This window comes from Bacteroides sp. OF04-15BH (assembly GCF_003477995.1).
Classification (GTDB): Bacteria; Bacteroidota; Bacteroidia; order Bacteroidales; family Bacteroidaceae; genus Paraprevotella.
In genome coordinates this window covers 1-7159 of the sequence record NZ_QUEM01000059.1, presented here as the reverse complement: position 1 = coordinate 7159, position 7159 = coordinate 1, and the positions used below count along the sequence as shown (strand labels likewise).

Annotated in this window: 2 protein-coding genes; both read left to right on the top strand. The window is 49.5% G+C overall.

Annotated elements, in window-relative coordinates; genetic code table 11:
* Nucleotides 1-2532, top strand: a 2532-nt coding sequence (locus tag DXA74_RS15215; protein ID WP_147401152.1) for a T9SS type A sorting domain-containing protein, incomplete at its 5' end; no start/stop codon positions are given.
* Nucleotides 2533-2549: 17 nt separating this feature from the next.
* On the top strand, nt 2550-7159 hold a 4610-nt coding region (locus DXA74_RS15210), incomplete at its 3' end, for a SpvB/TcaC N-terminal domain-containing protein (RefSeq protein WP_304650913.1).

The window sequence follows — 7159 nt, the reverse complement described above, 5'->3', positions numbered from 1 at the left end:
GGTGTTGAACCACTGGACTATGGTTCAGCATCGGGTGAAGACCTGCTTTATCAATCAAGTGATTCTTTGTCCGAGAACGGTTTTAAGGAAAGCGCTCTGCGAGTTGTGTCCTACTTCAAGGTAAGCAATCCTTCAACAACATTGTGGGGAGACAACTCCAACACCACATTATTCATAGGAACACCTTCCACCTCTGGCAGCTTCGGTACGGATTTCCCGACCTCGCTCTTCGGTAATGCTTCCATCCGGGGATATGCCCCTGAGCTTATTGTTTTCAGCAGGATGCTTACACCCGATGAGCGCAGAAAAGTGGAGAGCTATCTGGCGGTAAAGTACGGCATCACCCTCAAAGGCTCGTATCTTGACAGCGACGGAAACCTGACTTGGGATATGGCGGAGAACCAAGCCTACCACCATAGGGTCACAGCTGTTGGAACCGACATGGCAGGAAGTCTCTCCCAGCCGCTTTCCGCAACATCATATGAGGAAAGTCCGGTGTATGCGGCCTTGAAGGAGAACGGAACTTATCATGACGCAAATCCATACAACCCTTCATCCGCTTCCCGTCTGCTTGTCATGGGACGTGAAAACGGCAATCCGATGCCGGACAGAGGCTTCACTTTCTGGGGCGACGATGATGTGGCACTTGCAACATATACCTCACCTACAGATTCCCTGTGGCATGTCATGAAACGTACATGGATGGTCAAGACCAACGTGCCGTCAAAGCCCGACAGTACAGTGGCAAGATGGACTGCGCAAGGACTTGAAGTGTCAAGGAATGGCTTTACTGACAATATCATCCAAGAGAAAGCCGCTTCCGGAGCTTATGCCACGACCCCAGCCCTTGTTGGAGGTGGCGGTGCTTTTGAGTTCACCTGTCCGACAAGTCACCCGACTTTTGACGTTGGCTTCGGAAGCATCGGTGGCAGCACATGCAAGTATGGATTCCGGTTCACCAATGCTGGAGTTGTTTATCCGATCATCAACGGAGCGGTCTCAAATTCATACATCGCCACGGATGTTGACGGAACGGACATTTCCATCCGCAAGGAAGGCAAAAACATCTATCTGCGTGTTGACGGAACAGGAAGTGCGACAAGAACCATATCCCTTTCGGATGCAACTGACACAGACACAAATGTGGGCATTATCCGAACGGAAGGAGCAGAGTCCGCCTTGAACATGGCAGGCTTGAGGACAGGAGGAATAGATGATGTCGGTTATATGGCAGAGTTGAGCTATGACCTCACGCCGGACAGGGAATTCTCTGACTATTGCCGCAAGCGTACCGTCATGCTCATAGACCCAAGCGGTGAAGGTGATTTCGACATCAACAGCAATAGCAACATAAGATGCTCCAAGCCTGATATGACGAGGGGCAAGACCATATTCCGCAATATCCTATGGGATGCAGACGGAAGCGGAAGCGATGTGTTCACATTCGCCTATTATGACGGCATTTCCTATGATGCCACTCCTACGCCGTCAAGTTGCGAGAATGGAGTTCCACGCAATGACGGGTATATCGACATCGGCATCAACATCGGTACACCAGTCTATTCCTATGTGCTCAGCGTTGACACCGTTGCAGGAAAAGTAAAAGGAGAAACCATTGCCAGAGGAACATTCTTCGGTGACACGCACAGAATCACGAATCTTGCCCCCGGCGCCTATGCGCTGTCCGTATCACAAGGTGGAGGCAACGAGATTTATGCCACTGGCAACGCACTCTACACCTCATACTCGCATGACACCAGGACCTATCTGTCTGGCGACATCTCATGGACGGTGAACGATACAAAATCAAACTACCGTGTGGGATTGGAGCCAAGCCTCACGGACGAGATCACCCAATATGGCTTCGACGTGCGGGGCGACAAGGCGCATATCATAACCGGTGGATATACAAGCCTAACCAAATATGTCACCATCAAGCCGGGCGATGTGCTCAGTGTTACAGTCCGCAATATGCAGGTCACATACAAGTTGAACGGACAGACCGTGCATCATGAATATGTCTGGTCACTTCGTGCATGGCGGTTCTGCATCAAGTACGGAAAGGGCGAGACACATATCACAGATCTTACCGTAAACGGTACGCCTGTAACCTCATTCACCACAAGGGGCAACGTGCAGATAGAAACACCCAAGAAGTGTACGACAACGATGACCGTCTATGTCGGCAGCGAGTGTGATGCAAGTATGCCTAACGGAACACAGGCAAGGGAGAACCATGTGGGCAGCTCGGACAGACAGGCAGACAACTCCTTCATCTCTGGAGAAGACGAGGATTTCACTGTCAATGGCAACGGTTCTACTACAGGCATCTACGAGGCTAAACTCACACAGGACAAGCCTGCTGCAGCAACATTGATGGTGTTTGACGTATCAGGCAAACTGGTAGTGTCACGCCAAATGACAGGCGAAAGCGTCAAGCAAGCCGACTTCAAGGTTCCCGCATCGGGTGTGTATGTCGTGAAGGCAATCTCCGAGAATGGGGAGCATACAAGGAAAATCTCAGTAAAGTAACTTAAAGGAAGATACGCATGAAGAATTATATACAGAAGGTGGCGTGGGCATTGGTTTTACTGCTTGCCGCCACACTGTCCCTTTCGGCAAAGGACGGGACAGCCGTGAGAAAACTCTTCAAGAAGGGTGTCTCTGACAGTATCTCCGTAGGAGGTAGCAAACTGGTCGTTCTTCAGAAAGACCTCATTCGGAACAGAAGCCTTTCCGTGAACTCTATCGGAGAGGAGAATGTTCCTGAGCTTGACTTTGCCATGACCAATGTCACGGCAGGAGGACATGGCTACCGTTTTCTCCCTCACGGAACACACTTCACAGGCGAGGGCGCGACTGTCAAGATAAAGTATGACCGCACGAGAATACCAAGCGGCTATACCGAGGACGACATCCGTACCTATTACTACGACCCGGCCGAGAAGCATTGGGTTGCGTTGGAGCGTGTGCGTGTGGACAAGAAGGAAGAGTGTGTCGTTTCAAAGACGACCCACTTCACCGACATGATCAACGGCGTGATACAGGCCCCGGAGTCACCGCAGACCGAAGGCTTTGCCCCGACGATGATGAACGACATCAAGGCGGCAGACCCGACGGCGAAGCTCAATGTCATTGCGCCTCCAAGCGCAAACAACCGTGGCTCTGCCAACCTGCAGTATCCGTTCGAGATGCCGCCAGCACGAAACGGTATGCAGCCAAGCCTTGGCTTGCAGTACAGCAGCGAGGGCGGTAGCGGTTGGCTTGGCGAGGGTTGGAACGTCAGCGTGCCAAGCATTACGCTTGACACCCGGTGGGGCGTGCCTCGTTATGACCAGTCAAAAGAGACGGAGACTTATCTCTTGTCCGGTTCAATGCTCTCCACTATGGATGACAACGGACAGATGGGAGTCGCACACCGTGGCGAGAAGATGGACAGAAAGGCTGACCGCCAGTTCTACACCCGCCAAGGCGGTGATTTCAGCCGTATCATCCGCAAGGGTGACAGTCCTGCCAACTATTATTGGGAGGTTACAGACAAGCAGGGTGTCAAGTACATCTATGGTGGTGACGGAGCTGTTGTAAAGGGCAATGTCACCGATGCTTCGGGCAATACCCGTGAGGTGATTGCCGAATGGAAGCTGAAACGTGTCGAGGAACTCCACGGTGACTATATAGAATATGTGTATGACATCGTGGATGAGGATGTGCGTGGCGGCTTGAAGGCCAAGGCTGCATATCTGAAGGAGGTTCACGCAGGTAATGCAGGACAGGAACCGCACACCGTTGTACTCTTTGATGGCAACAAGGTAAAGCAGGTAAAGACCAACAATGCCCGCTATGGATTCCTCGCCTCCTCCAACAGGCTGTTGGAGAAAGTGACCGTGAATTTCCAGGGCGAGACATTGCGCAGCTATGCCTTTGACTACAAGGAAGGTGCATTCCACAAGGAAATGCTCACAGGTGTCAGACAGTATGACAACACAGGAAAGGAAGTGGCTTTCCAGAACTTCGACTATTATGATGATGTGCAGGCTGAAAAGGGATATGTTCCGTTCAAGGACGATTCCGAGAAATGGAACACCCATGATGATGGACTTGACGCAGGGTTCATCAATCCGTTAAAGGCTGTCAGCAAGCGTTTCAGCGACAAGCCTACGGCACTCGGTGGCACGACAAGCTCCTCTGTCAGTGGTTCTTTCTATGCAGGTGTGGGTGTAAATGATGAAAGTGGTTGGAAAAGCAATACTGCAGGTGGTTCATATAGTTATTCAAGCGATACAAGCAAGGGACTTTCAGCGCTCGTTGACTTGAACGGTGACGGACTTCCTGACAAGGTGTATAAGTCTGGCGGTACGGTATATTACCGACCACAGATTAAGACAGACAACGGAGAGGTTGTATATGGTGAGCCTATCAAGGTAAAAGGCATCAGTAACTTCTCTACAACCAAAAGTTCAACGAACTCTTTCGGTGCTAATGCCGTTATTGGTTGGAATACTTTAACTGCTGTTGCTGGAACGAATAAGTCCACGACCAAAACAAAGACAACACAATATTTCAGCGACATCAACGGTGACGGTCTTGTTGACCTTGTTTCAAACGGAAAGGTATATTTCAACCACTTGGAGTTTGACCAGGCAGGCAATGCCGTGCCTACATTCACTCTGAGCAGTGCCGATACCCCAAGCCCTATCATCTATGGTGGCAAGGTTGACACATCCGTCATGGAAGTTAGTGAGGACGAGCAGGCGGAAGCCATCAAGAACTCGCCAATGGAGGACATCGTGCGTGTATGGCAGGCTCCTAAAGACGGAACAGTAAGTGTTAGTGGTCAAGTAAGCCTCGTTGCACCGATTGGTGACTATGATGCAGATGAGTATCAGAAGGCTGACGGCGTAAGAGTGGCCATCCAAAAGGGAGGCAATGAGCTTTGGAACAAGACGATAGCCAAGGGTGACAACAGTCCATACAGTGCAGCCGTATCATCTGTTGCCGTCAAGCGTGGTAACAGAATCTATTTCCGTGTTCAGTCTGGCTCCGAGGAGACAAGTAATGGTTCCTTTGATAAGGTCAACTGGTCGCCAACCATTACATACGTTGGCGAGGCAATGACTTTGCCTAATGGTCTTTCTTCAACGGAGTACAAGCCAGAGGATGGTGCCATTTATGACGTGAACACCTCTGCCAATGTAGAGAATGGCGCAAGCGTGGAAGTCCACAGTGCCTTCCACAAGCCTGTAACAACCGACGATGTTGTTCTCAGCATCATCGGCAGCAACGACAAGAAGGACAGTGAAGGCAATGACAATCCGAACTATACCAAGAAGACTGTCTTTGCTCGTACATTGAAGGCTGGTGAGGCTTTCAATGGTGATTCTCTCAACATCAGTCTGGAGAATACAGAAAAGCTGACCAATTTCAGCTTTGAGATTTCATCTACCTCAAATGTTGACTGGAAGAATATAGGTTGGCAAGCGTCCGTAACTTACAAGGATTCCGCCAATGTTGAGCAGACTATGGCTGTTCCTGCACATTACAAGACATTCGCCAATGCCTTGACGGAGGGCAAGCCATATCTAACCACAGCAACAGACACCGCTTTGGTTGTATCTCCAGTACTCACACTTTCGGACAACGCCCTCAATGGTGAGGTGACATTGACTGCAAAGACTGTTGATGTCCTTGTCGGCAAAAAGACATTCAAGATACAGAACGGTATCTTGCAGAGCGATACCTTACGCCTTTCAAACTTAGACGGAAAGGATATTTGGTTTGAATACAGCTGTTCTTCAACCATTTCTGACGGAGCTTTGACCTCTGCGTCTGTCTCCATTCTGAAAGATGCAGCGGGACTTGTAACAGAAAATATTCCTGCTGGATTCTATGCAGAAAGCGATAACAATGGCTTCGGTATGCTCTACCGTGGTTGGGGTGGCTTTGTCTATAATGCGGCAGAGGGCAGATATGCCAAGCCTATTGACGAGTCATTGCTGAAATTGCCAGAGAACGAGGATGATAAGGTTGATCCGCTCACGATGGCATTCACCCCATTGGGTACAGACCAGACTTCCATGGACAAATGGGTCGGTCAGCGACAGGACATCTATCTCACGGCAACGGAGGCAAGTACAGCCCGACTGACCGAGCAGGATGTTCTTCTCTCTAATCCTTTGGAGAACAATACCGAGGTGGCAGGACTTGCAGGAGAACATTTGCAAGGTACTGGTGCTGCGGCAGTAACTCAAGTAGTTTCAAGCAAGAGCACGGTAGTGCAAGGCGGCGCGCTTGGCATCACGCACAACGATGCAAGTGGTAGCGCCAAGACTGAGGTCACCATGATGGACATGAATGGTGACGGCTTCCCTGACATCATCGCTGGCGGTACTATCCAATACACCAATTCATTGGGTGGACTGAGTGGCGAAATCTACAAGGGCATCGGCTCGAACAACTCAGACAATGCTTCACAAGCATGGGGATATGGCGGTAATCCTATATCATCTGTATCTGATATTGCCAATTTGATTCCAAGTAGCAAGGCTTCTCTGAAAAATCTTAAAAACTCTTGGTTGGCACAATTATCTATATCAGGTAGTGTGCCAAAGAATACAGATGAATCTGTCGAGGCTTTCATAGACATCAATGGTGATGGTCTTCCTGATAAAATTCTTTCCGACAAGAAGGTCAGATTAAATCTTGGCTATGCCTTTACTGAACCTATTGATTGGGGACTTGACCGTATTCAAGGGGGAAAGAGCCTTTCTTATAATTTTGGAGCAGGAGGTTGCATAAATATTGCTTCTGGTAGTTTCTCCGCAGGTATAGATATTGTAACATCTGAGAGTGAAGAGGAATACAACCTTATCGACATTAATTCTGACGGTCTTCCTGATAAAGTATGGAAGAGCGATAACGGTATCATTGTTGCACTCAACACAGGTAATGGCTTTGATAAGCCTATCAGTTGGAAGGGCGTTAATGCTTTGAGTGAAGCGGCTTCCACATCGGAATCTGCAAATGCTGCCTTCACTGTAACAATTCCGCTATTGGTGGTTAAGATTTCAACCAACCCTGGCGCTTCCACATCCCACAGCATCAACCGTCCAACATACTCTTTGCAGGATGTTGATGGTGACGGTTATCTTGACATCGTTGA